This window comes from Methylobacterium sp. EM32 (genome assembly GCF_040593685.1).
In the GTDB taxonomy this organism is placed as follows: Bacteria; Pseudomonadota; Alphaproteobacteria; order Rhizobiales; family Beijerinckiaceae; genus Methylobacterium.
On the sequence record NZ_JBEXZS010000136.1, the window covers coordinates 1 to 25741 of the forward strand.

General features: G+C 71.9%; 11 protein-coding genes. 2 read left to right on the forward strand and 9 right to left on the reverse strand.

Features of this window, described 5'->3' with window-relative positions; all coding sequences use genetic code 11:
* The coding region (locus ABZT49_RS17565; RefSeq protein WP_355287545.1) for a helix-turn-helix domain-containing protein at positions 1-182 on the forward strand (182 nt) is incomplete at its 5' end.
* Between the two features lie 267 nt (positions 183-449).
* Here ABZT49_RS17565 and ABZT49_RS17570 read toward each other — a convergent pair.
* From ABZT49_RS17570 to ABZT49_RS17590, 5 genes are all read right to left on the reverse strand, one after another.
* Entirely contained in the window at positions 450-2618 is a 2169-nt protein-coding gene (locus ABZT49_RS17570; protein WP_355287547.1) for a PAS domain S-box protein, read from the reverse strand.
* A gap of 243 nt (positions 2619-2861) precedes the next feature.
* The gene (locus ABZT49_RS17575) at positions 2862-6794 is read right to left on the reverse strand and encodes an amino acid adenylation domain-containing protein (protein ID WP_355287549.1); all 3933 of its coding nucleotides are present in this window, start codon (positions 6792-6794) and stop codon (positions 2862-2864) included.
* 509 nt (positions 6795-7303) lie between these two features.
* Positions 7304-8680 (reverse strand): prohibitin family protein, encoded by a 1377-nt coding sequence (locus tag ABZT49_RS17580; RefSeq protein ID WP_355287551.1) that lies wholly within the window; start codon positions 8678-8680, stop codon positions 7304-7306.
* A gap of 99 nt (positions 8681-8779) precedes the next feature.
* On the reverse strand, positions 8780-8959 hold the full coding sequence (locus ABZT49_RS17585; protein ID WP_355287553.1) for a hypothetical protein: 180 nt from the start codon (positions 8957-8959) through the stop codon (positions 8780-8782).
* A 140-nt stretch (positions 8960-9099) separates the two neighbouring features.
* A complete protein-coding gene (locus ABZT49_RS17590; protein WP_355287554.1) occupies positions 9100-9675 on the reverse strand; it encodes a YcjF family protein in 576 nt (191 codons plus the stop codon).
* A gap of 448 nt (positions 9676-10123) precedes the next feature.
* On the opposite strand from ABZT49_RS17590, the gene ABZT49_RS17595 reads away from it, so the two are divergent.
* Positions 10124-10930: a thioesterase domain-containing protein gene (locus ABZT49_RS17595; RefSeq protein WP_355287556.1), complete on the forward strand. Its 807-nt coding sequence runs from the start codon at positions 10124-10126 to the stop codon at positions 10928-10930.
* Positions 10931-10966: 36 nt separating this feature from the next.
* On the opposite strand, the gene ABZT49_RS17600 is transcribed toward ABZT49_RS17595, so the two are convergent.
* The 4 genes from ABZT49_RS17600 to asnB form a co-directional block, all read right to left on the reverse strand.
* The gene (locus tag ABZT49_RS17600) at positions 10967-14380 is read right to left on the reverse strand and encodes a serine hydrolase (RefSeq protein ID WP_355287558.1); all 3414 of its coding nucleotides are present in this window, start codon (positions 14378-14380) and stop codon (positions 10967-10969) included.
* Positions 14381-14822: 442 nt separating this feature from the next.
* Positions 14823-16457, reverse strand: coding sequence for a cyclic peptide export ABC transporter (locus ABZT49_RS17605; protein ID WP_355287560.1), 1635 nt, complete (start codon positions 16455-16457; stop codon positions 14823-14825).
* Complete coding sequence (locus tag ABZT49_RS17610) at positions 16454-23878, reverse strand: amino acid adenylation domain-containing protein (RefSeq protein WP_355287562.1); 7425 nt, start codon at positions 23876-23878, stop codon at positions 16454-16456. Before ABZT49_RS17610 ends, ABZT49_RS17605 begins: the two co-directional genes overlap by 4 nt.
* Positions 23875-25740, reverse strand: a complete 1866-nt coding sequence (gene asnB, locus ABZT49_RS17615) for an asparagine synthase (glutamine-hydrolyzing) (protein WP_355287564.1) — start codon at positions 25738-25740, stop codon at positions 23875-23877. Before asnB ends, ABZT49_RS17610 begins: the two co-directional genes overlap by 4 nt.
* Between the last annotated feature and the right edge of the window lies 1 nt (position 25741).

The following is a 25741-nucleotide window of genomic DNA, read 5'->3' on the forward strand; positions in this document are numbered from 1 at the left end:
ATTCGGCCCCCTTGCCGACGCCTGCCCCCGCCGGCCGCCTCGACGCCCTGGCGCACGAAGCAATGCGGGCGGCCCTGGCGGCGCATGGCGGCAATGTCAGCCGCGCGGCGCGCAGCCTCGGGATCAGCCGTAGTACGCTGTATCGGCGGTGTCTGACGGAGCGGGTGGGGATGTCGGGGTGAGTGGGCCCGCGCATTGGCCTATGTCGTGCGCTTGTTCGGTGTTCGTCCGCAGGGTCGACGCACGCCGCGTCTTTCCGGGAACGCCAGGATCAAAGCCCTGCCGGCTTGGCCATGCGAGAGGCTGCTTGCGGACCCTCTCGAACCCTCCTAGAGCACTTCACGATCGCCTTGCAATCGCGAAGCTCTCTAGGCTTTTGATTTCGCCGCATTGTCTTCGACGAACCGGTGTCCACTTCGTCGGAAAATGCTCTAGCGACCGCTTTCAGGTTATCCCGCCGCCGTTAGCTTCGCGACCGCACCGACGATCTGTCGAAGCGGAAAAGGCTTCTCCAACCGTTCGACGCCCGCGAACTCGGCCGGGATCACCTCGGCATCGTACCCGGTGGTGAACACGAACGGGATGCCGCGGTCCTTCAGCGTCTCGGCCAGCTTGAACGATGGACCCGGACCGAGGTTGATGTCGACCACGACAGCGTCGGGCTGCCGCTCGTCCAGCTCTGCTCGCGCATCCTCCTCATTCGCACACGGGCCGATGATCTCCGCGCCCGCGCCCTCGAGCGCCCGGGCGGCGTCGGTCGCGAGGTAGAAGTCGTCTTCCACCACCAGGACACGGCGACCCGTGAGATCCGGTCCACCCGTCATATCGAGCGCTCCCCCGAAGACCGTCATGCGCTGCGGCGCACCCGTCTCCAGGATGCTGGCGCCCTCCCCGAGGGGAAACTCCAAATGACAGTGGGCGCCACCAGGCTCGATCGTGACCTTGCCAAGCCCGCGCAGCTCGTAAGGGACACGCGCCTCGATCAGCTCGCTGCCGAAGCCCCGCCGACGGGGCGCATCCTGGATCGGCTGCGGGTGCCCGGGGACACCGGCCTCCGTCCAGTCGAAGACGAGCCAAGGGCTGCTGCGCTTCTCGACAATGGCCCATCGGACCATGACCTTGCCGTCCGCGACAGACAGGGCGCCGTATTTCAAGGCATTGGTCGCCAGTTCGTGCACGGCGAGCGTCAAGACCTCCGCGGCCTTGGGCGAGAGCGCGACCTCCGGCCCGTCGAGGTCGTACTGCCCCTCATGCTGCGCCTGGACGCTCACCTCGTCGTGCACGATGCTGGCGATCCCGACGCTGACGTTCGCGGCGCGGGTGAGCAGCGCCTGCACCCGTGCAAGGGCGAGCAGGCGGCCCATCAGCAACTCGGCGTAGTCCGGCACGCTGGCGGCCAGCTCGCCGGTGCGCCGCGTCACCGAGCGGATCATCGCCATGATGTTGCGCACCCGGTGCTGGAGTTCGGCCAGCAGGACGGATGCATGCTCGGCCGCGAGCTTGGCCTCGGTCACGTCCTCGGCGATGCCGCCGATGCGCGGGATGTGACCATTGTCGCGCAGCGGGAAATCGGTGTTCCTGATCCAGCGGAAGGCGCCGTCCGAGGGCCGCTGGATACGGAACTCATGAACGGACACCTCGCCGGCGCGGGCCGCCTCCAGATGGCGCAGGGCGACGTCGCGGTCCTCGGGCACGATCATCGCGGCCCAGCGTGTCACGTCGCCGAGCAAGGCATCCTTGTTCACGCCGTAGATTGTCGCGAGGGCGGGGCTCGCGAATTCCATCGCGAACGTATCTGCGGCGCTGATCCAGAGGCCCGCGGCGGACGCCTTGGCAAACTGCCGGAAGCGCTCCTCGCTCTCGCGCAACGCCGCCTCGGCGCGCTTGCGCTCGTCGATGTCGATGTTCACCCCGATCCATTTCTCGATGGCGCCGCCTGCATCAAGGACGGGAGCCGCGCGGACGTTGGTCCAACGCCAACCGCCGGCGGGCGCGCGAAGGCGGAACTCGGCGTTCACCTGCCCGCGCGCGGCGATCGCCTCTCGCCATTGCCGCTCGGCATAGACCCGGTCGTCGGAATGGATCGCGTCCAGCCACCCGTAGCCGAGCCACTCCTCCACGGTCTGGCCGGTATAGGCGCGCCAGCTCGGACTGTCGGCGACGACGCTGCCGGCGGCATCCGTCTCCCACACCGCCTGCGTCCAGCTCTCGATCAGGAGGCGGTGCCGTGCTGCGCTCGCCCGAAGGGCTTGCTCCGCCAAATGCTGTGCCGTCGTCTCCTTGAGCGTCCAGAGAACGCCGGCCACCCGCCCGGTCTCGTCGTGGACCGGAACGTAGTCGACATCGAACCAAGCGTCTTCCAGGCGACCATTCCGCAGGACGGGGTACCGCTGTCCGATGAGCCGCACCGCTCCTCCGGCCATGCCGGCTGCGAGATCGTCAGCGAACACGTCGCGCGAGCGGGCGAACGTCTCATGGACCGACCGCCCCAATGCGCGAACGCGATGCTCCCTGAGCAGGTCCGTGAAGCGATCGTTGTAGAGGTGGATCGCCTCGTCCCCCCAGACGAGGCTCATCATACTGGGCGAACGGAGCATCAGGTCGACGATGGTCTTCAAGCTCTGCGGCCACCGCGTGATCGGCCCCAGAGGAGTCGATGCCCAGTCGAAAGAGCGGATGAGAGCGGCTATTTCGCCATTGCCGTGCGGCCATCGATCTTGTGTTTGCAGCATACCATCAAGACACAAGATCGAACGCTCAAGTCAATTGATAAATGTTATTTTATGTCCGTAACCTTTGAGCGAACCGCCGCGTTCCTCCCACAGCACTCCTTCGCACGGTCAAGCTATCGGCGTTCGCCCTCAAGCTCCCAAGCACTCATCGAGCAGCGCCTGCACCCGCGCCAGATGCGGCGGATGGAACATCGAGTAATGATCCCCGCCGACCTCGTGCAGCACGAAGCGGCCGCGGGTGAACCGGCGGAAGCCCGCCATCCCGGGCCGTCCCGCTCCGCCGGTCGCCTCGATGCAGGTGATCGGCCCATCCAGGACGCCGTGGAGGTCGTCCCGGCGGGCGAGGCCGTGGTGGTGCTGGGCCAGCCGCTCGATGCGGGCGAGGTCGGCCGGCGGCAGCGCGTCCAGCGCGGCGAGCACGCGGCCCCAGTAGGGCCGGGTCCGCAGGGAGGCGAAGTCGGTCGACGGGACCGCCGCGTCGGGGCCGCGATCCAGCCGCGGCGGCGCGCCGTCGAGGAGGACCAGCGCGACCGCCTGCCCCTCGGATTCGAGTTGCAGCCCGGTCGCCAGGGCGAGCACGGCCCCGAACGACCAGCCGACGAGCGTCACCGGCCGCGCGTCGAGACGCGGCCGCAGCATCGCGGCGAAGAGGCGGCCGTACTCCGCCAGGCTCCCGGCGAAGGGCGCGTCGCGGTCGAAGCCCGGCGCCTGGAGGCCGAGGCAGGCCAAGTCGGTGCGCAGGGGCTCGACCACCTCGCGGTAGACCGTCGCGGTACCGAGCGCCGGGGGCAGGAAGCCCGCGACCGCCGCCCCCGGCGCCCCGCGCCGCAAGGGGACCAGCCCGTCCGGCGACGGGGTCCCGGCCTCCAGATGGGCCACGAGCCCGCGGATCGTCGGGTGGTCGAACAGGCTGCGCAGGGGCAGCGGCCGGCCGGTCGCGGCCTGCACCTTGGCGGCGATCAGGATCGCCTTCAGGCTGTGGCCGCCGAGGGCGAAGAAATCGTCGTCGAGGCCGACCGCTTCGAGGAAGAGCACCTCCTGCCAGATCGCCCGCAAGAGCGCCTCGGTCGCGGTGGCGGGCACGGGCCCGGCCGGGGCGGCGGGCGCGGGCCGGTGGTGCTGCTGGAGCGCCGCGCGGTCGAGCTTGCCGTTGGGCGTGAGGGGGAAGCGCGAGACCGGGACGAACCGGGCCGGCAGCATCGCGGACGGCAGGAGCTGGGTCAGCGCGGCGCGCAAGGCCGAAGGCGCCAGGACCGCGCCCTCGGCCGGGACGAGGTAGGCGACGAGCTCCGATCCGCCGGCCCGGGTCTCGGCGAGCACGGCGGCCTCGCTCACCCCGTCGAGGCTGCGTAGGGCGGCCTCGACCTCTTTCAGCGACACCCGGTGGCCGCGCACCTTGACCTGGTCGTCGGTCCGGCCGAGGAATTCGAGGCAGCCGTCGGGAAGCCAGCGGACCCGGTCGCCGGTGCGGTAGACCCGCAGGTCTCCCTCCCCCGGCAGCACCGTGAAGCGGGCGGCGTCCGTCGGCGCGGCGTTCACGTAGCCCTGCGCCACGCCCTCGCCGCCGACCAGCAATTCGCCGACGAGCCCGGCCGGCACCGGCCGCAAGGTGTCGTCGGTCACGAGGAGCCGGGCGCCGGCGATCGGCCGGCCGATCCGCTGCGGCCCCGCGCCGGCCTCGGCCAGGTCGTCGAGCGGGCCGGCGGCGCAGCCGATCGTGGTCTCGGTCGGGCCGTAATGGTTGAACAGCCGGAGCGAGGGGCACAGGGCCCGCAGCCGCTGGAGCAGGGCGAAATTCTGCGGCTCGCCGCCAAGCAGCAGGAGGCGCAGGGGCGCCGCGGCGAGCCGCGCCGCGCCGTCGGGCACCGCGAGGATGAGGCCGAGATAGGACGGCGTCGCCTTGAGGACCGTGATCCCATGCGCCGCCAAGCGGTCGAGGACGAGGCCGGGATCGCGCCGCTCGTCCTCGCCGAGGAGCGAGACGGAGCCGCCGCCGAGGAGGGCGCCGAACAGGCCGGTATAGCCGAGGTCGAAGGCCGGCGAGGTGACCAGCATCGTGCGCAAGGCCGCGCCGGTTCCCGGCAGGGTGTCGAACCAGCGCGCGTAATTGGCGAGCGCCCGCTGCCCGACCCGCACCCCCTTGGGCCGGCCGGTCGTGCCGGAGGTGTAGATGATGTAGGCGGTCGGGTCGGCACCCGCCTCGGGGACCGGCCCGGGGGCCAAGTCGGCCTCGCGCTCGGCCTCGCGCTCGGCCTCGCGCTCGGCCTGCGCCAGGGCCGTCACCGGGACGGCGAGGTTCGGGAACCGGTCCGGGTCGCGGTTCGTCAGCGCCAGGCGGGCGCCGCAATCCTGCGCGATATGGGCGATGCGGGCGGCCGGGTGGTCGGGCTCGACCGGCACGAAGGGGCAGCCGAGGAGCAGGCAGGCCATCATCGCCACGACCATCCGGTCGTCGGCCTCGGCGAGCAGCATCACCGGCTCGCCCGGCGCGACGGCGGCCGCGCGGTGGAGCCAGCCCGCCAGCCGGGCGGCCCGTTCGGCGAGCGCCGCGTAGGTGACGGTGCGATCACCGACCCGCAGGGCGGGGGCATCGGCGCGGGAGCGGGCGAGGGCGGGCCAGGTGGCGGCGACCGGCGCGGCCGGCGGGACGGGGGCGCCGCGGCCCCAGGTCGCGACCCGCGCCGCCTCCTCGGCGTCGAGGAGCGTCAGGGCCTCGACGGCGGTGTCGGGCGCCGCCGCGACCTGGGCGGCGAGGAGCGCGAACCAGCGGCCGAGCCGCGCCACCGCCGCGGGATCGACCCGGGCCGCGTTGAAGCCGAAGGCCAGCCGCGTCTCGGCACCGGGCAGGGCGAGCACGCCGAAATCGTAGCTGTTGGTCTGGAACGGCCGCACGTCGTGGATCGTGACGCCGGGCGCCAGCAGCTGGGCCTCGCCCTTGAAGCCGTCGTCGAGGGGGTAGTTCTCGTAGACGAAGTAGTGGCCGATCAGGCCGGCGCGGGGCGCGCTGACCCCCTGGATCTCGGCGAGCGGGCAATGCACCCGGGCGAGCCGCTCGACGCTCTCACGCTGGGCGGCGCGCAGGAGGTCGGCGACGCTCTCCTTCCCCGAGAAGCGGACCCGCACCGGCAGCATGCCGATGCACGGCCCGAGGATCGCCTCGCTTCCCGGCAGGTCGGGCATCCGCGTCGAGGCGACGGCGCCGAACACCACGTCGCGCCGGCCCTCGACCTTGGCGAGCAGGACGCCCCAGAGGGTCTGGAACATCGTGCCGGCGGTGACGCCGAGCGCCGCTGCCCGGGCGGCGAGGCGGCCCGAGAGGTCGGGCCCGAGCGAGATCTCCAGGGTGCGGGGATCGCGCCCGTCCCCGCCCAAGGTCTCGCCCGAGTTCTCGCCGGTGCGGCGGCCGGGCAGGTCGAGGGGGGTGTCGTAGCCCGCGAGGTAGCCGCGCCAGAAGGCCAGGGCCTCGGGATTGCGCCGCGCATCCGCCGCCTTGACGAAGCGGCCGAACGGGATCGCCGGGGGCAGGTGCGGCGCCGTGCCGGCCGCCAGCGCCCGGTAGGCCCGGCCGAGATCGTCCTGGAGCAGGCCGATGCACCAGCCGTCCATCAGGAGGTGGTGGAACCCGAGCACCACCCGCGTCTCGCCCTCGGCGATCCGGACCAGGCCGAGCCGGAGCAGCATGTCGCGGCGGATGTCGAACGGGTGCCGAGCTTGCGTCTCGGCGTAGAGATCGGCGGCGCGGCGGGCCGCCTCCGGCCCGTCCGCGCGGGCGTCGATCACGTCGGGCACGAGGCGGCGCTGCTTGAGGACGATCTGCAGCGGCCGCGCGGCGCCGGTCGGCCGGAAGACCGTGCGCAGGATGTCGTGCCGGTCGACGAGGTGCTGCCAGGCTTGCCCGAAGGCCGCGAGGTCGAGGGGTCCCCGCACCGTGAAGGCGAGCTGCTGGAGATAGGCGCGCGGGCCCTCCCCGCCGGCCTCCCGCTCCAGCGCGTCGTGGAACACCAGGCCCTCCTGGAACGGCGTCAGGGGATAGATGTCCTTGACGGTCTCGCGCGCGATCATCGTGGATTGTCTCGCAAGAGCATGGTCCGACGAAGCGGAAGCCGGTTCGTCGAAGTTATGCGGCAAAATCAAAGACCGAGAGCACTGCCCGATGGCAACGTCACGGTACACTTCCCTGGCATGTCGCCAAGGTTCGGTACGGCTGAGATTCCTCGTCAGCTGATTCCTGTCCGCTCCCCCCTTTCCGGGCCCGGAACGGGCCTGCACGACTGCAACGAAGTGGAAGGAGATCCTGGATCCAGATCAAAAATTCGCGAAGCGTCTTTGTGTCTGCAACGGTGCAACATTCGGAGCCGCTTCGCGGCACGTCCTGTGCTGAATCCCGGATCTTCTTCCGCTGACGCTCCAGTCGTCCGGGAAAGGGGGAGAAGCGGAAACGGAATGTCTCCAATGGATCTCGGCCGTTCAGAGTCCTCGTCGTATCGAACCTCGGCCTTGTGTCCGTGTCGTGTCCTGTGTGGCAACGTGATCGGGCCATGCTCTGGCGCCCCCTCTCGGCCTCACGCGGGTCAGCGGTTCGGGACCTCGCCCTTCGCCTCGCCCGGTCCCCCGAACCAGCCGGTGTAGCTCAGGAGGTCCCGCATCCGGGTCCAGAACGTCCCGCCGCCGCCGGCGCCGGCCGGCGAGGACAGGAGCGGGATCCCGCCGGCGGAGACCGGGGCCGGGACGGCCTGCGGACCGCTCTGCCGGAGCGCGGGCGCGTCCGGATCGGTGGGCGGAATCGCCCGTAGGCCGAGGGTCAGGTCGTGCGACCAGGCGCCTTTCGGCGCCGGCAGCGGCGCCCCGAGGCTGTAGGGGCTGGGCTGCTGGCTCCTCAGGTCCGGCCGCGAGACGTCGACGCTGCCCTCGTAGGCATTCGCCCCGTCGAGCGGCGGGGCGTCGCTCGCGGCGGCGGCCGGTCCTTGCGGGGCACGCGCCTGCGGGCCGGGCGCGGGCGGGGTGGAGCCAGGCAAGGGAGAGTTAGACAAGGGAGAGCTTGGCGGCGTCGCCGCGTCGCCGGTGTTCAGGATCAGCGGCAGACCGCCATTGCCGCCGATCACCACGGTCTTGGCGTTCGGCGAGGTCGCCAGCATCACAGTCGCCTCGATGCCGCGCCACTTCAGGTAGGGCTCCGAGATCCCCGACTGCACGATCTCCTGGAACTGCTTGATGCCCTTGGCCTCGACGACCTTGCGCTCGCTCTCGTACTGCTCGCGCTCGACGCGGAACCGCATCTCCTTGACGAGCTGCTCCTGCTCGATCTTCGACTGGATCGCCCCGACGATGCGCGGCGGCAGGACGATGTCCCGGACCAGGACGTCGGTCATCTCGATCAGGCGGTCGCGGATCTCCGCCTCGGCCAGCGGCCTTTTCTGCTCGAGCTCCCGGTCGAGGTCGCGCTCGGTGCGCGCGTAGATGAAGTTCGCCCGGCCCGGATCGACCACCCCGGTGAACACCTCCCGGGCCATCACCTCGCGGCCGGCATTGTAGTAGTCGGTGGTCAGGAACTTGCCGAATTCCCGCCGGGTCGAGGCGTTGACCTCCGGGATCAGCAGCAGCTTCAGGTAGTCCGGGCCGATCAGCTTGTGCAGATAGCCGAGGTTGTTCCTGTCGACGAACCACCGGAAGGTGAGCGCGATGGTGACGTTGAGGCCGTCATGGGTGAGCGCGACGATGTCGATGCTGTGGGATTGCAGGCGGGTGTCGTAGAGGTAGACCTTGTCCCAGGGCCAGACCAGCGCGACGCCCTCGGGCAGGACCTTCTTCGTGTCGGTCCCGCCGAAGAACCGGTGCCAGATCACGCCGGCCGAGCCGGCCGGAACCGTCACGATGACGTAGGGCGCCAGGAACACCGCGCAGATCAGGACGACGAGCAGGCCGAGCAGCACGTCCCGGCGACGCGGCAACCGGAATCGCCGGCGCCGCCGCGGCTCCGCCTCTCCCCTCTCGATACTCACCGGATCACGCCCTTCCCGCTCCCGCACACACCTCGATCGTCATCCCGGTCAGCGCCGCATCCTGCCCTGTTCCCCGCCGTCGTTCGAACTCACGATGACCAGCACCAGGAGCCCGACCAGGGGCGTCAGGGCCAGCGACAGGATGAAGTACAACAGGAAGCCGCCGCGGTAGCCGATGCCGAAGCAGGCCACCAGGATGCAGAGGACGAGATAGACGACGGCCGACATCGATGAGCCTCGCGCCGCGGACCGGAAACGGCCGGGGGCGCGGCCCGCCCCGGCCTCGAGCCCGGGCGAGGGCGGTGCGCCGCCGCTCCCGCCCGGGATGTCACGTCATGGCGTCCCTGCGCGAGGATCTCCCGCCCGGATCAGACCGTGCCGGTCTGGAGCGGGGTCCGGTTCTTCGGGCTCTCGGGCCGGACCGGCTCGGGCGGGGTCGCCGTGGCGGCGCCCGCCTTGTTCTGGGCCCGCTCGAACTCGGTCTTGAAGTAGCTCTTCATCGTCTCCGGCTCGAAGTCGAGCAGGGTGCCGCCGGCCTCGAAGTGCTGGACGAAGACCCGCGCCAGGGCGATCGTCGCCGCGGCGGAGAGGGCCGGCATCACGGCGGCGCCGGCCAGGGTACCGACGAGCGGGATCGACTTGGCCAGGCTGCCGATGCCGCCGCCGGCCAGGACCGCCGGCAGGCCGCTGCCGAGCAGCGAGCCGACCAGGACCCGCACCCGCTCCTGCGAGAACGGCAGGTCGTAGAGCTTGGCCAGCTCGCCGACCATCTTGTACTGCGCCGTGGCGACGGCCGCCACGTCGAGCACCGGCAGCGGGATCAGGCCGAGCCCGGCCGACCACAACGTGTACTTGCGGATGATCTGGTCGACCTGCTCGCGGCGGCTCGTCGGCAGCGCCGCGTCGACCGTCTTCGCCAGTTCGCTCGTCGTCTCTGAAGCCATGTCGCCCTCTCTCCGAAGCTGCATCCGAAGCATCGCCCGATCGTTTTCGCGATCGGACACTGATCCGGGTCCCTGATCACGGTGGTCTGATCGTGCCGCATTCCTTCAGCGACGAACCGGCATCCACGTCGTCGGAGAATGCCCCGAGGCGGCACGGCGCCGGGCGGCCCGCCTCGTTGCCCGCCGCCGTCCTTCGCCGCGTCGTCATCGCACGGCCCTGCGTCGAAGTCTACTTGATTGTCGCCCGATATCCGGATTTTTCTTCGAAAATCCAAGACATCTGACTGCAACGGCATTTGATAGACGCTCGCCAAGCGCGCGCCTCGATGAATTTTCCTAGAAAATCGTTGCGAAGCCGGTCTCGGACATCCTATACGATCGGAGCATTTCCGGCATCGTCCGATCGGATTCGCGGCCTTCGACGCCGCCTCATCCTCGCGAGGCTCACATGAACACTGTCCCCGTCCGTGGCACCACTGCGGTGACCGCCGGCACCCGGCGCTGGCTGCCGCACGCGAACGGCGCGACCTCGTGCGACCTGCGGTTGATCTGCCTGCCCTATGCGGGCGGCGGCGCCTCGGTCTTCGCGCCCCTGCGCCGGCACGCCCCGGACTGGCTCGACGTGCTCCCGGTGCAGCTGCCCGGCCGGGAGAACCGGATGGCCGAGGCCGCGATCGCCGCGATGCCGACCCTCGTCGACGCCCTGACGGAGGCGCTGGCGCCGGTGCTGGACCAGCCCTACGCCCTGCTCGGCTACTCGGTCGGCGCCCGGGTCGCGTTCTGCCTGACGCAGGCGCTGGCGCGGGCTGGCCTGCCCCCGCCCCGGCTCGTGATGGTGGCGGCCCACCGCGCCCCGGACCTGCCGGCCCGCGGCCCGGCGCTCCACACCCTGCCCTCCGCGGAGTTCTGGGACCGGCTCGCCCGCTACGAGGGCACGCCCGCGGCGATCCTCGACAACCCGGAATTCCGCGCCCTGTTCGAGGCGCCCCTGCGGGCGGATTTCGCCCTGGCCGAGACGCCGCTCGACGGCGCCGGCCAGCGGCTGCCCTGCCCGGTCGCCGCCTTCGCCGGAAGCCGGGACGCCCTGGTCTCGCCGGCCGACATCGCCGGCTGGGCCCGCGCGACCTCGGCCGGCTTCGACTGCACCACGATCGCGGGCGGCCACTTCTTCCTGCGCGACGCGGCAGAGGAATTTCGCGCGGCGGTCTACGACCGCCTCGCGCCCCTTGCCCGCCGGGCCCGGCACGCCGCCTGACCGGACCCCCACCGGAGCGCCGCCCCGCGGTGGCGCTCAGAACCGCCACCGCAGGCCCCCCAGCACGGTGTTGTCGGTGCCGAGCCGCGAGAATGCGCCCTCGTAATCGGCGAAGACCGCGAGCGCGTCCGCGACCTGCAGCTCGGCCCGGGCGCCGACCGGCACCACGAAGGCGTCGCGGGCGAAGCCCCGGACCGCCAGCGGGGTGAAGCCCGGGATCCGCACCTGGGCGTCGGGCGCCTCGAGCACGAGGTCGCGGCCGATCCCGGCGCGGATCTCGGCATCGAGCAGGCCCGACCAGCCGCCGAGGGACACAGCGACGGTGCGGCCGAGGGCGAGGCTCAGCTCGGGCCGGGCGAGGGCAAAGCGGGTGCGGCCGATCGTCGAGGCGTAGGACGCCGGCAGGCCCTGCTCGGTATAGGGGCTCTGCTCGACCCTGAGCAGCGTGACCGCTGCCCGGGGCATCAGGCGGACTTCGCCGGCCTGGAGCGTCGTCAGGGCGCTCAGGCGGCCGGCGAAGCGGGTGTCGTCGAGGCGCCCGCGGGCGAAACCCGCCATGCCCGCGAAGGCCGTCGGCCGCAGGCTCGCGAGGTCGCCGCGCCCGGCGAGGCCGAAGGCGCTGATCACCGCCGGCCCGACCTCGACCGCGCCGTAGGCAGCGAGCTTGTAGGCATCGGTATCGAGCCTGGAGGCGTAGCCGCCGGGCGAGGCCTGGGCGGCATTGCGGCTGAACGCCCCCATCACGCCGGCGATGAGGTGCGGGGCGAGCTCCGCATCGGCCCCGACCATCACCCCGCCGCCGCTGCTCGCGATTCCCGGGACCGGCCCGTCGGCATTGAAGCGGGACACATGGCCGTAGGCCGAGGCCCAGACAGCCGCGCCCGTCGCCCGCGACCCCGCCGCCAGGGGGCCGCGCTGCGACAGCCAGGTCTTCAGCGATTCGCTGCCCCCGGATTCGGGCGAGGCCGGCGTGCCGATCGCCCCCGCGCCGGCAGGCGGGCCGAAGGCGCTGTCGGTGCGGAAGGCGTTCGCGCGGCGCTCGAGCAGGTCGAGGGTGCGCAAGGAGTCGGCCGCACCCGTGCGGGCGGCGGCGTCGGTCTGGAACGGGTTGGCGGTCGCGACCTCGACCGCGACGGGCGAGTACCGCACGCCGGCCCCGGTCCGGCTTCCGGTCGTCACCGCGTCGAAGCCGCCCTGGACCGCGCCGGCCGTCACGGCGGTATGGATCCCGCCGAACCCGCGCACCGGCACGACCTGGAGGGTGCCGCCGGCGAGGTTCGCCGCCCCTGCGACGGCGAGCCGGTCGCTGCGCCCGTCGGCGGCGGTCTCGATCACCAGGGCGGTGTCCTGGCCGAGATACGATCCGACCGACAGGGGGCCGATGCTGTTGCCCGGCATCACCGTGCCGCCGCCGCCGACCCTGCCGACCACGCGGCCGGTGCCGCTCAGGGTCATGGCGGTGCCGGCCATCCCGACGCTGCCGACGACGGTGCCGTCGACCCGCACGGCGTTGGCCGCTCCCCCCATGACGATGTCGCCGCTCACGGTCCCGCCGGGCTGGACCTCGACCCGGTTGGCGAATCCGCTGCCGCGGATCGCGACCTTGTCGATGGTCGTGCCGTCGTTCAGCACCGTGCCGATCGTCGTCACGGTGCCGGCGACGAGGGCCTGGTTGCCGGTGCCCGCGAGCGTGATCGCCGGGCCGTTGGCGCCGTTGACCGTGCCGGTCGGCCGGATGTCGAGGGTGTTGAGGCTGCCCTCGATCCGCACCCCGACGGAGGAGCTGCCGAGGGTGGCGACGGTGCCGGCGATCTCGGCGCGGTTGCCCACGCCGGTCATCGCCACGCCGGCCGAGCGGGCGCCCCAGATCTCGAGCCCGGCTCCCTGCTGCAGCGTCAGGTTCGCCGAGCCCTTGAGCGCCACCGCGGCGATGTCGCTGCCGAAGGTGGCGAGGCTCGGCCGCACGAAGGCCGTCGGCGCCGTGGTGTTGTTCGCCCCGATGACGACGCCGCCGATGAGGCGGTTCGAGGGCTGGATCGTCAGGCCGGTGCCGGCGACGTCGAGGGGTGTCGTGCGGACGTTGTCGCCGGAGCAGACCCCACCCGTGGGCGCGGCGCCGAAGCTGCACGAGCCCTGCGTCGTCAGCGCCAGGGTGACGTTACGGTCGAGGGCCCAGAGGACCACCACCGAGGAGAAGTCGCCGGCCTGCTTGTTGGCGTTCGGGTAGACGTAGGGGCCGAAGGCGGCGGTGGCGCCGTAGAGCGGGAACCACGGCTGCGCCAGGCTCTGGTAGCCGACGAAGTTGATCGCGTAGGCCGCGTCGAGGTCCCGGTTGTAGAACAGGGACGCGGTGTCGCCGCCGATCAGGCCGCTATGGCCCAGGAGCCAGGCGCCGGTGCCGACGCTCGGCATGCTGTAGATCGCGAGCCCGTAATGGGCCGGAATGCCCGCGACGCTGCCGTAGGTCGTGTCCCCGACCCGCTGCGCCTGCGTGGCGGGTGCGAGCAGGCCGAGATTGTTGGTGGCGAGCTGGCGCACCCAGCGCAGCTCGTCCGCCGGGGAGGAGAGGACCGCGCCGGCCGACCACGGCACCCGCGGGTCGACGTAGGTCATGTCGAAGCGGCTGCCGTAGGGCACGTTGTAGGTGGTCGTGTCGGCGAACACGTTCTGCACGGTCTGCGGGAAGCGCGCCGTGTAGCCGGTGCCGGTCGGGAAGGTGGTCTTCGACAGGCCGATCCCGCCCACCATGCCGTCGATCAGCGTCTCGATGCTCCGGCACCCGGTCGGGGTGAGGCAGGAGGCGCGTTGCGCGATCAGGCCGAGCACCACGAAGTTGGTGTTGGAGTAGTTCATCTGGCCGATCGGCTTCGGCGTCAGCTGGGTGGCGGCGGCCACCAGCTGCTCGGGCGTGTAGGCCGCGCTGCCGTAGGGACCGGCCGGGCTGGTGAAGTTGGCCCATTCCTGCAGCACGTTGAGGCCCGGCTTGTTGCGCGACGGGCCTATCAGGTAGTCCGGGATGCCGCTCGTCATGCCGAGCAGGTTGCGCACCGTGATCGTGTTGCCGCCCGGGATGGCGAGGTCGCCGACCCACTTGTTGATCGGGTCGTTGAGCCCGACGACGCCCTGGTCGACCTGGCCCAGCACCACGGTGCCGGTGAACGACTTCGAGGCGCTGCCGATGCGGAACTGCATGTCGGCGGTGAGCGGCTGGGTGCGGGCGGCGTCGGCGAAGCCGGCCGCGCCGGTCCAGGCCTGGCTGCCGCCGGCGAGGCTCACCCCGACGGCGATGCCCTGGGGCTGGCCCTGCGAGAGCGTGGCGTCGAGGAGCCCCTGCACCACGCCGCCGACCTTGGCGATGTCGACCTGGGCGATGTTGATCTGGGCGATGTCGGCGGCGAGCGCCCTCCCGGGCGACAGGGCCGCGCCGGCGGGCCACAGGGCCGCCGCCATCCCCAGCCGTGCCGCGCACACGAATTTGCCGCGGGGAGACCTGCCCCCCTGGAACCTGACCGCCTGCCGAGCCGACATTCTGTGCCCCCGCACGTTCCGTCACGCTATCGATCGAGCGCCCGGCTCCGGCGCCTGGCCGGGAGTCACGGGCGTTGCGGGAAGCCGGTGCTCCGGCGTCCCGCAGAGAAAACTGCACGCTTTCCGGCAAGCGGGGGCTCTCCAGAGAGAACCTCTTTGGAGTGAGGCGCGGGATCCCCTCTCCCGTGTGGGAGAGGGGTAGGGGTGAGGGTGGAGACGGTGCCGCAAGAAGGCTGAACCGTTCCGCTGCCAGCACCACGCTCAGCGTTTCACACTGAAGCGTGTCACCCTCACCCCCGGCCCCTCTCCCACTCGGGAGAGGGGGGACCTGAGCTATTTCTTTTCTCCGAATCGCCCCGCACGACTACTCCGCCATCACCGAAGCAGTCCTGACCACGTCAAGCCGGCCATTCTTCATGTCGACATGGATATCTGCCAAGTCGAAATACGCGTCGTCATGCGTGATTGCGATCACGGTTATTCCACGACCCTTGAGGAATGGCAAGACGACGCGGTAGAATTTCTCGCGAAAATGCGGATCCTGGTCGGCAGCCCATTCGTCGAACACGCAGATCGGGCGTTTCTCCAGGAGAGACCCGATCAGCGCCAGGCGTTTGCGCTGTCCACCCGACAACTTCGTGACGGTGAAGCGTCCATTCTCCAACTTCGACTTGTGCTGCATTTCGAGAAGTGCGAACAATTCGTCGGCAAGCGCAGCATCGATCTCCTGGATGCCGTAGAGCTCGGAGAAGAGGTGGTTGTCCGAGAAGATGACCGAGAACAGGTTGCGGTAATCGGCCAGGGTGGCGGCGGTGACGGGGGTGCCGTCGACCCGGATGACGCCGCTGCTCGCCGGGTAGAGGCCGATCAGCATGCGGATGAAGGTGGTCTTGCCCGAGCCGTTGCCGCCGGTGAGGAACAGGGTGACGCCGCGCTCGACCGTGAGGTCGACCGGCCCGACCCGGAAGCCGCTCTCGCCCCCGGCGGCGTGGTGGGAGAAGGTCGCCCCATCGAGGACGATGCGGCGGAACCCGGCGAAGCGCCCGGCCACCGGCGCGGGCCCGGCCCCGGCCTCGCCGAGCCGCGCCTCCATCCGGGTGATGTTCTCGGCGGCCGCGTTGGCGTTGGCGAAGATCGGCAGGCTGCCGACCACGTTCGAGACCGGGCCGATCAGGAACAGGCTCGCGGTCGTGGTCATCACCACCACCTCGACATGGGCCTGGCTGACGTTCGGCACCACGAACACCATGATCCCGGTGAGGATGAAGAACGTCACCTGCGAGGTCACGAAGTCGGTGGCGTAGGCGGTCTGGGTGCCGATCCGCATCCGCGTCACCTCGGCCGAGATGCGGGCGATCCGGGCCGCGATGGCGTCGGAGCGCTCCGTGCTCATCTTCACTTCCTTGAAGCCGTCGAGCATGTCGCTCAGGCCCTCGATCAGGTCGTTCTCGCGCTCGAAGGCGGCGCGCAGCTGGCGCTTCACCTCGCCGCTGCGCGAGAGGTGGATCATCGCGCCGAGCAGCGTGAAGCCGGACGAGAGCAGGAAGGCGGTCTGCGACAGGGCCGCCATGTAGACGAGCGTGAACCCGACCAGGATAGCCGACTGGACCGCGATGACGACGTTGGGCGCCGCCTGCGACAGGATCTGCGTCTCGCGGGTGAGGCAGGCATAGATCTCGGACCGGCCGACCTCGTCGAGGTCGAGGTATTCGGCCCGCCGGGCGCGCTCGACGAGGCGCGTGCGCATCCGGTCGATCAGCCGCTCGACCTTGTCGCAGACCTCGACCATCAGCGTGCGCTGGGTGACGACGAAGATCGCGATGGCGAGGCCGAACAGGACCAGGTTGCGGAAGTTGTCGGCCTGGTTCTGGACGTTGGCGGCCGCGACGTTGATGATGGCGAGCACGCCCGCATTGGACAGGCCCGAGAGCGCCGCCAGCACCAGGAAGCGCGGACCGTCGACGCCCGCCTCCCGGCGGAAGAGGTCGAGCACCTTCATTCGGCGAGCAGCCGGTCGAGATCGTCGAGGGACAGCCCCTCGAAGGTCAGGTCGGAGGGCGTCACCTCCGCCTCCCCCCGCGAGAGGCAATGGGCGACCACCGCCTCGATCGCGTCCCGGTAGGCGGACAGCAGCGCCTGCGCCTCCTCGCGGGAGGTCCGGGCGCCGTCGAGATCGAGGCCGACCTCCATCTCGCCGTCGACCACCAGGCACAGCACGTCGGTGTGGTGGGGCCGCACGGCCTCGGGGTCGAGGGCGCCGCCGGGGGCGTCCCAGTCGACCGCGAACCGGCCGCCGCGCCGCGCCTCCGCCCCCATCTGCCCGAGATAGTTGAAGCTCACGCCCGGCCGCAGCCGCGGCGCGTCGGGCAGCGCCTGCATCGGGAGCCAGGTGAAGCCGTGGTCGGGCACGCGCCGGCGCCCGTCCTTGGCGGTGCGGATCGTGTCGGCGAGGTCGGCGCAGGCGTGCAGCTCCAGCGGGTGGAACATCGTGAACCAGCCGACCGTCCGGCCGGTGGCCGGGGCGCTCTCACCGAGCAGGTCCGCCGGGCGGTACTCGCGCCCGTGGCCCTCCAGCGTCACCAGGGTGCGGCGGGTGCCGGAATGCCGCTCCAGCGCGACCGCGAGGGCGGCGAGCAGCAGGTCCTCCGGGCCGGTGCCGTAGGCCCGGTTCGCCTCGGCCACGAGCGCGGCGGTCAGGTCCCGCGGCAGCCGCGCCCGCACCGAGAGCGCGTCGCCAACCCGGGCCGGGGGCGCTTCCGAGGCGGAATCGGGCGCGACCTGGCGCCAGGTGCGCAGGCGGCTCGTCCAGTCGATGGTGTCCGCGATCGTCGCCAGGGCCGCGGCGTGGTCGCGATAGGAATGGGTCTTCTCTGGCAGGCGCGGCGCGGCGCCGGAAAGCGCCGCCTCGTAGGCCGATTCGAGATCCTCCAGGAGGATGCCCCACGAGACCGCGTCGACGACGAGGTGATGGGCGACGAGGAGCAGGCGGTGGCGCGCGCCGGTGCGGTCGAGGAGGGCGGCGAGGAGCGGCGTCCCGTCGAGGTCGAACCCGGCCTGGAGCCTGGAGGCCGCCGCCGCGAAGGCGGCCTCGCCACCAAGCGCCTCCCTGTCATGTGCGGGCAGCTCGGCGAGGCGGGGCGGATCCCCGGGTGCCCGGAAGACCTGGCGCCAGCCCTCCGCCTCCTTGGTGAAGCGGGCCCGCAGGGCGTCGTGGTGGCGCCAGACCTCCGCCAGGGCGATTCCCATCGCCGCCGGGTCGATGTGGTCGGCGCGCAGCACCACCGCCTGGTTGAAGTGGCGCGGGCGCTCGGACGTCTCCAGGAACCAGCGCTGGATCGGGGTCAGCGGCACCGCGCCGACCACCGGCCCCTGATCGGCCCGGACCACGACCGGGCGCAGCACCGCGGCGAACTGCTCGGCGGTCGGGTTCTGGAACACGTCGCGGATCTCGCTCCGCCAGCCCTCCTGCCGCAGGCGCGACACGATCTGGATGGCGCGGATCGAATCGCCGCCGAGGCCGAAGAAGTCGTCCTGGACGCCGATGTCCCGGCGCTCCATCACCTCGCCCCAGACCCGCAGGACCAGGGATTCGAGGGCCGTCTGCGGCGCGCGGCCTTCCGCCGGCGCGACCATCCCCGGGGCCGGCAGCGCCGCGCGGTCGACCTTGCCGTTGAGGGTGACGGGCATCCGCTCCAGCGGCACCAGGAAGGCCGGCACCGCGTAGGCCGGCAGCACCGTCAGCAGGTGCCGGCGCAACGCCACCGGCGAGGGGGTCTCGAAGCGCGGGATGCCATCGCCGGAAAAGAGCCCGTCATAGAACGGCGTCTGCCGGAAGCCGCCGCCGAAATGCGCGCTGAGGTAGCGGAACGGAACCGCCTCGCCGCATTCCCGCACGACGCGTCCGTCGAGGGCGAAATCGGCGTTGAGGCCGTTGCCGCACAGTCGCCGGTCGATCGACATCGCGATCCGGTCGCCTTCCCGCACCGCCACCGGCAGGTCGAAGACGGGGAGATAGACGGGCAGCCAGCTGCCGGGATTGTCGAGGATGTCGACCACCGCGTCCGCGTCGACGCCGAGCCGCAGCCAGACCAGGAAGCCGGTGAGGTCGCAGTCGCGCGTCACCGTGAGGGCGACGTCGTGGCGTTCCTCCAGCGGCACCTCCCTCGTGTAATCGAGGTACTCGAACACCCCGTCGTCGGAGACGATCGCCTCCCGCGGCAGGTTCTTCAGGCACAGGCGCAGGTCGAAGGGCTGGCCGACCTCGGCGAAGATCTTTTCCACGTAATGCGCCGCGACGTCGCTGAATCCGGGGGCGAGGCGGTCGCGCGGCAGCGACAGGGCGGCGATGCAGGTGTCGCTGAAGCGCGGCAGCATCGCCGCCGGATCCTTGAGGAAGCGGCGGGCGCCGTTGATGATCCGCGCCGCGCCCTCGGCGCCGCCGATCGCCCCGACGATCTCCGAGATGCAGGCATCGACGGGTTCCGGCAGCGCCAGGGTGAGCGCGTCGCCGTGGATGACCTCGATCCGGTCCGACAGGCCGAGCCGCGCCACGGTCTCCCGCGCCTTGCGGGCGGTCGCCTCCAGGCGGTCGACGGCGTAGACCTTGCGCGCCCCGGCCTCGATCGCGAGCCGGGCCAGGATCACCACCGGGCCGGTGCCGATATCGATCACGGTCTTGCCCGGCAGGTGGCGGGCGAAGGCCTCGCGGTAGCGCTGGTTGCGGCCCTCGTCGGCCGCCATGCTGCCATAGGCGACGTCGTCGTAGACGTAGAACTCGGCCACCGAGGGCCACAGCTCGACCGGCGCGTCGGCGCAGTAATAGGCGGCGAGCGCCGTCGATCCCTCCGGACGCGCGACCGGGGTGACGAGCGCGTCGCGCAGGCCCGGCACCCGGCGCAAAGCCGCCTCGACCTCGCCGATCTCGATGCGGTGGCCCGAGACCTTCACCTGCTCGTCGCTGCGGCCGAGGCAGTCGATCGTGCCGTCCGCGTTCCAGGCGGCGCGGTCGCCGGTGCGGTAGAGCCGCTCGCCGGTCTCCGGATGGGTGATGAAAAGCTCGGCCGTGCGCTCCGGGTCGCCCTGGTAGCCGATGGCGAGGCCGCCGCCGCCGAGATGGAGTTCGCCCGGCACGCCCACCGGCACCGGCGCCAGGGCGGCATCGAGGATGTGGGCGGTGGTGTTCGGCAGCGGCCGGCCGATCGGCAGCCGGGCCCGGCCGGCCTCCGCCGCACCCACCCGGTGGATCGTCGCGCAGACCGAGGCCTCGGTCGGCCCATAGGCGTTGAAGGCGGCGAGATGGCCGGCATAGTGGCAGAGATCGGCCACCGGCGCCGCCTCGCCGGCGGTGATGAGGACCCGCAGGCCCGGCAGCGCGGCCCGCTCCAGGGCGCGCAGGTAGGTCGGCGGCAGGGTGACGACGCTGACGGAGAGCCGGCGCATCAGCGCGCGCAACGCCCCCGTCTCCTCGATCGCCGCGCGCGTCGGCAGCACGAGCGCCGCCCCGGCGAGGAGCGCCATAAAGATGTTGGCGAGCGAGGCGTCGAAGGACGGCGAGGCGAATTGCAGGACGCGGTCCTGCGGCCCGATGCCGAAGGCGGCGACTTGCGCCCGCGCCATCGTCACGAAGCCCGCATGGGCGACGACGACCGCCTTCGGCGTGCCCGTCGAGCCGGAGGTGAAGATGACGTAGGCCGGATCTTCGGGGGCAGGATCTTGCGGCCGGCTCGCGTCGAGGGGCTCGGCCGTCCCGTCGTCTCCGACGAGCCAGGGCGCCACCGCCTCGACCGGGCGCCCGCCGGCGAGCGCGGCGGCGGCCGGATCGGCGCGGTCCTGCAGGACGAGCCGGCACCCGGCCCGCTCCAGCATCTCGCGCACGCGGGATTCCGGATAGGCCGGATCGACCGGCACGTAGACGCCGCCGGCCGTCATCACCGCGAGGAGCGCGAGGACGGATTCGGCGCTGCGCTCGGCCAGCACCGCCACCCGGTCGCCGGGAGCGAGGCCGTGGGCCGCGACGAGGTGCCGGCCGAGCCGGTCGGCGGCCTGGCCGAGGGCGCGGTAGCTCGTGCTCCGCCCCTCGGCGTCGATCAGCGCCGGCCGGTCGGGGTGCAGGCGCACCGCCTCGGCGAAGGCCGCCACGATGGTGGTGGCCGGGCGCGGGTCGCGTGGGCCCTGCGCGAAGGCCGCCACCGTCGCGGCCTCCTCGGGCGAGAGCAGGTTCAGCCGACCGAGCGGCCAGTCCGCATCCTCGATCGCGGCCCGGGCGAGCTCGCCGAAATGCCCACCCATGCGGGCGATGCGGTCGGCATCGAACAGGTCGGTGTTGTAGTTGAGGTCGAGGAGGAGAGCGCCCTCCTCCTCCTGGACGTGGAAGACGAGGTCGAAGCGGCTGAAGGTCCAGGCGTTCTGCCGGCCGAACGGGACGACCGACACGCCGTCCAGGGAGAGGTCGGTGTCGGTGAAGCCCTGCGGCACCACCATCACGTCGAAAAGGGCCGAGCGGCTCATGTCGCGTTCGAGCGCGAGGTCCTGGGCGAGATCCTGCACCAGGGCATCGAACGGGTAGGCCTGGTGGGCGAGGCCGTCGCGCAAGGTCGCGGTGACCTGGCCTAAGAGGTCGGCGAAGGAGTTTTCGGGCGACACCCTGTCGCGTAGCGCCAGGGTGTCGACGTAATAGCCGATCTGGTCGGCCAAAGCCGGATGGGTGCGGCCGGCGACCGGGCTGCCGACCACGAGGTCGGTCTGGCCGCTATAGCGGTGCAGGAGCGCCTTGGTCAGGGCGATCAGGAGCGCGGCGCGGGTGCTGCCCTGGCGCCGGGCGAGGTCGTCGAGGCCGCGCGACAGCGCGACCGGCAGGGAAAAGCGCTGCGTCGTACCGGCGAAGGTCTGGACCGGCGGGCGCGGCCGGTCGGTCGGCAGGGCGAGGGGCGCCACGGGCTCGGCGAAACGCTCGCGCCAATAGGCGCGGTCGGCCTCGAGCTGCCCGTCCGCGAGGCGCGCGGCCTGCCAGGTCGTGGCGTCGCGCAGCTGGAGCGGCAGCGGCGCGAGGTCGGGTGCCCTCCCCTGCCGGCGCGCGGCGTAAGACGCGGCGAGGTCGCGCACCAGCACGCCGAGGGACCAGACATCGGCGACGATGTGGTGGATGGTGAACAGGAGGAGGTGGCGCTCCGCTCCGTCCGCGTCGGGCAGGCGGGCGAGGACGACCCGCATCAAGGGCCCGCTTCGCAGATCGAAACGGTGGCCGGCCTCCCCGGCGGCGAGGGAATCCGCCGCGGAATCCGGGGCGTCCCGCAGGTCGCGCCGCTCCAGGATCCAGTGTGGCACCGGATGCACGATCTGGCGGGCGGTCCCGTCAGGTTCCTCGTCGAAGGTGGTGCGCAGGGCCTCGTGCCGGGCGACGAGGTCGCGGAAGGCCGCCTCCAGGGCATCTGGATCGAGGGGCCCGCGCAGTTCCAGCGCCTCGCCGAGGTTGTAGGCGGTCGGCGCCACGCCGAGCCGGTCGAGGCGCCACAGCCGTCCTTGCACCGGGCTGACCGGATAGCTCGCGGCCTCCGGCGCGAGGGGGATCGCCTCTCCTTCCGGCCGCGCCGCCGCGATCAGCCGGCCGAGCGCCCGGATCGTCTGGGCGGCGAAGAAGTCCTTCAGGCTGACCTCGACCGAAAAGGCCTGGTAGATCCGCTGCACCGCCCGGATCGCCCGCAGGCTGTCGCCGCCGAATTCGTGGAAGCCGGTCTCGGCCCCGACCTGCGATAAGCCGAAGATCTCGCGCCAGATCGCCGCCAGCCCCTCCTCGGTCTCGCCCTCGGGAGCGACGTAGGAATGCTGGGCGTAGAACAGCTCCTCCGGCCGCGGCAGGGCGCGGCGGTTGAGCTTGCCGCTCACGGTGGTGGGTAGGTCCTTGAGCGGCACCAGCACACGCGGCCGGGTCGCCGCCGGCAGCGTCTCGGCGAGGGCGAGGCGGATCGCCTCCAGGTCGAGCACCGTCCCGGCTTCGGCCGGGACGACGTAGCCGACGAGCACCGGCAGGTCGCCGGCGCCCGTGTGCACGGCGGCCGCCGCCTTGCCGACACCCGGCACCTCGCGCAAGCCGGCCTCGACCTCGCCGAGCTCGATGCGCACGCCGCCGATCTTGACCTGGTTGTCCTGGCGCCCGAGGCATTCCACCGTGCCGTCCGGCAGGAGGCGGCCCATATCGCCGGTGCGGTAGATCAGGTCGGCCGGATCGTCCCCGAGGGGATTCGGCACGAAGGCGGCCCGCGTCGCCTCCGGGTCGCCGAGATAGCCGAGCGACGGATAGGCAGTCCTGATGTGGATCTCGCCGATCTGCTGGGGCGCGCAAGCGCGGCCGTTGGCGAGCACCAGGATGCTGGTATCGGGCAGGGGCCGGCCGATCGGCAGCACCCGGCGCGGATCCGTGATCGGACCGACGCGGGAGAAGACCTTGGCGAGGGTCGTCTCCGAGGGGCCGTAGAGGTTGACGACCTCGGCTCCCTCCCCGGCTGCCTCGCGCCAGGCCAGCACATCGGCGCCGATGAGCGGCTCGCCGGCGACCAGGAGGTGGCGCAGGGCCGGGAAGGCGCGGGTTCCGCCGCGATCGGCCAGCTCGCGGGTGATCAGGCGCAGGACTGTGGGCACGCAATGGACCAGGGTGACCGCCTCCCGGGCGAGCCAGTCGACCAGCCGGCGCGGCACCATGCGGGTCTCGGGGTCGGGAATGCAGAGCGTGCCGCCGACCATCAGCGGGACTAGGATGTCGCGCAGGCTGACGTCGAAGGTGATCGGGGCGAGCCAGGAGCCGCGGGTGGTCGAATCGAGGGCGAATTCCCCGGTCTCCCAGCGCAGGAAATGCGCGAGGCTGCGATGGGGCCCGAGGATCGCCTTCGGCTCGCCGGTCGAGCCGGAGGTGAACATCACGGAGCAGGGATCGGCCGGGCCGATGCGGCGGGCAACCGGCGGCATCGCGTCGAGCGCCGGCAGATCCTCGATCCCGATCACCTCGACCGGGTCGGCGCCGGCGAGCGCCGCCTCCAGGGCGGGGCGGTGGGCCCGGTCCGTCACGACGACCCGGCAGGCGGCCTTGGCGAGGCAGGTGCGCAGCCGCCGCGGCGGCAGGTCCGGCGGCAGCGGCAGGAAGGCGGCCCCCGCCTTGCCGACACCCAGCAGCGCCTGGACGTAATCGGCGCCCGCTTCCAGGAACAGGCCGGCGACGGCGCCGCGGCCGAGGCCGCTCGCGGCGAGGCGGCGGGCCAGCCGCTCGGCGCCGCGGTCGAGCTCGTCGTAGCGGGTCCAGCCGCCGTTCCAGGACAGGGCCGCGGCCCCGGGCCGGAGCGACGCCTGAAGCTCGAACTGATCGACGAAGGAGCCGCGCTGCATGACGTGAGGGACCTTGGCGTAAGGAACCTGGGCGTGGGGGACGGTCACGAGAGCCTCGGAAGATCGAAATGTTCGCGAAGGATGCCGAAGGTGAGGACCACCATCAGGACGTCGTCCTCGAAGGTCTGGTTGATCTCGGCCCCGGCGAGGAAGCGGGCCTTGAGATGCGCCACCGCCCCGGCGTTGAAGTAGCCGTCGGCGGCGACGCGGGCCTCGTCGAGGAGGTCGTGGATTCGGGGCAGGCCGGCACGCAGCAGGGTGGCGCTGCTCTGGGCGACGAAGCTGAACTTGCGCCGCTCGACGATCGCCGCCGGCAGGTAGCGCCGGGCCAGCGCCTTGAGGACGAATTTCTCCTCCCCCCGCTGCACCATCAGCTGCGGCGGGATGCGCCGGGCGACGTCGATGACGTCGAGGTCGAGGAAGGGGTAGCGCGCCTCGACCGAGTTGGCGAAGGAGACCCGGTCGCCGTGATCGGCGAGCAGGTGGTCGGCCATCCGCAGCTTGAAGTCGAGATAGGAGCGGATGTGGAACGGGTGGCGCCCCTCGATCCGCGCGCGGTCGACCAGGGGCTGCTCCAGGCAGTCGAACCCGTCGAAGGCTTCCGCCAGGGCGGGCGCGTAGAGTTCGCGGCGGATCTCGCGGCTCTCCGAGTAGCTCTTCTCGTAGAGGAAGCGCGAATCGCCCCACAGCCGCCCGCGCAGCTCCGCCTCGATCAGGGCGTCGAGGTCGCCCGAATCGTCCTCTGCGTCCCGCTCCAGGTCGAGGCGGTAGCCGACATAGCCGCCGAACAATTCGTCCGCGCCCTCGCCGGTCAGCACGACCTTCAGGCCCTCCTCCCGCACCATGCCGGAGAGCGCGAGGGAGCAGACGTTGTAGGATTCGCGCAACGGCGCCTCGGCGCAGTGGACGATCCGGTCGAGGCCGGCGGCGAGGCGGGCGGGGTCGATCTCGCGCTCGTGGTGGATCGTCCCGAGGCGGCGCGCCATCAGGCGCTGCGGCTCGCGCTCGTCGATCGCCCGGTCCGGGAAGGTGATCGAGAAGGTGTGGCGAGGCGCCCCCGGCTCGAGGTCGGCCGCGATGGCGGCGATGAGCGAGCTGTCGAGGCCGCCGCTGAGATAGGCGGCGACCGGCACGTCGGCCTGGAGGCGGCGGCGCACCGCTTGGCGCAGGGCGGCGTCGAGTTCGTCGACATGGTCCTCCAGGCGGCGGGCGGGGGCGATGTCCTCGGCGCGGGGAAAGTCGAGGTCCCAGTACGGCTCGACCCGCAGCGGCCGGCCCGGATCGGCGATCAGCACGTGGCCCGGCGGCAGGCTCCTGACGCCGGCCAGGATGGTGCGCGGGCTCACCAGACCCGGGAAGGTGAGGATCTGGTCGAGGGCCGTGAGGTCGACCGCCCGGGACAGGCCGGGATGGCAGAGCAGCGCCCGGATCTCGGAGGCGAAGAGCAGCGCGCCGCCGATCTCGGCGTAGAACAGCGGCGCGATGCCGACATGGTCGCGCCCGAGCACCAGCCGCCGGGTGGTGCGGTCGTAGGCCGCGAAGGCGAACTGGCCGTTGACCCGGCGCGGGAAGTCCGGGCCGTGGGCGATGAGCAGCGCCGGCACCACCTCGGTGTCGCATTGCGTGACGAAGCGGTGGCCGGCGGATTCGAGATCCGCCCGCAGCTCGCGAAAATTGTAGATCTCGCCGTTGCAGACCGCGACCGCCCGGCCGTCGCCGGCGAACATCGGCTGCTGCCCGTGGGCGAGGTCGACGATCGACAGGCGGCGGAAGCCCAGCGCGATGCCGTCCTCGGCGAAGAAGCCGTCGTCGTCCGGGCCGCGGTGGCGGACGCTCTCCGCCATCCGGCGGATCAGCGCGGGGTCCGGGCGTGCGCCGGTGCGATCGAGAAGGCCGACGATGCCGCACATC